Origin of the sequence: Lentzea kentuckyensis, assembly GCF_002150765.1 — a bacterium.
GTDB lineage: Bacteria > Actinomycetota > Actinomycetes > Mycobacteriales > Pseudonocardiaceae > Lentzea > Lentzea kentuckyensis.
Map to the genome: position 1 here is coordinate 2,167 of NZ_MUYM01000214.1, position 1,156 is coordinate 3,322.

The following is a 1,156-nucleotide window of genomic DNA, read 5'->3' on the forward strand; positions in this document are numbered from 1 at the left end:
CGTCTTCTACCTGGGCTCGATCGCGGTCGTGGTCACCCTGCTGCCCTATGACGACGCGTCGGTCAGCCAGAGTCCGTATGTCGCTGTGCTGCAACGGATCGGGCTGCCGGCCGCGGGCACGGTGCTCGACGTGATCGTGCTGACCGCGGTGCTGTCGTGCCTGAACTCGGGCCTGTACACGGCGTCCCGCATGGTGTTCTCGTTGTCCAGCAGGGGTGACGCACCCACGAGGTGGAGCCGCGTCTCGTCGTCGGGCGTGCCGGCCTCCGCCGTGCTGGCGTCGACCGTGGTCGGGTTCGTGACCGTCGCGCTCAACTACGTCGTGCCGGACGCGGTGTTCACCTTCCTGCTCAACACCTCCGCCGCGATCGCACTGCTGGTGTGGCTCGCGATCGCGTTGTCGCACCTGCGGATGCGCCGTCGCCTGGAGCAGGAGGAACCGGAACGCCTGGTGCTGAGGATGTGGGGGTTCCCCTATCTCACCTACGGCGCGATCGCATTCATCGTGTTGCTGATGGCCGGAATGCTGCTCGACGACTCCGGCCGGTCGCAGATGATCGCCAGCCTGCTCCTCGCCGCCGTGGTCGTCGGGGTGGGGATCACCCGGCAGCGTCGTTCGGACGGGGCGTGACCATGGTGCTGCCGACCGTCCAGGTGCCCAGCAGCGACCGAGGGGGAACACCGGTGGAACTGGGAACGTCGTTGCGTCTGGTGGACAGCAGGGCCCCGGCGGTGACGAGGGCGGTCGCTCTCGTGGAGGAGCTGGCCCGCCATCGCAAACCGGTAGGCATCGCGGAACTGGCTCGTTCGCTCGACCTCGCGAAGTCGACGGTGTCGAACCTGTGCACCGCCCTCGAAGGCACCCGGATGATCAGGCGGGTCGAGGGAGGCTGGCAGCTCGGTTACAAGGTGGTCGAGCTGGGACAGGCATTCCTGGCGGGCAGCGACGTCGTCGAGGAGTTCCGCCGGGCCACGAGCCGGCTGCCGGTGGGCGCGCAGGAAACGATCCTGCTCGCCGTGCTGGACGGCCCCGACGTCGTGTACCTCGCCCGGCACGACGGCAGTCAGTCGATCAGGCTGGCGAGCGACATCGGCAGGCGGATGCCGGCCGTGGTCACGGCTCTGGGCAAGGCCATGCTCGCGACCCTGCCGGCCG

At 68.9% G+C, this 1,156-nt stretch carries 2 protein-coding genes; both read left to right on the plus strand.

What is annotated here, in order from left to right:
• Positions 1-631: amino acid permease (locus B0F77_RS50410; RefSeq protein ID WP_245849528.1), on the plus strand; the 631-nt coding region annotated here is incomplete at its 5' end.
• A gap of 2 nt (positions 632-633) precedes the next feature.
• Positions 634-1,156: IclR family transcriptional regulator (locus B0F77_RS46030; protein ID WP_245849529.1), on the plus strand; the 523-nt coding region annotated here is incomplete at its 3' end.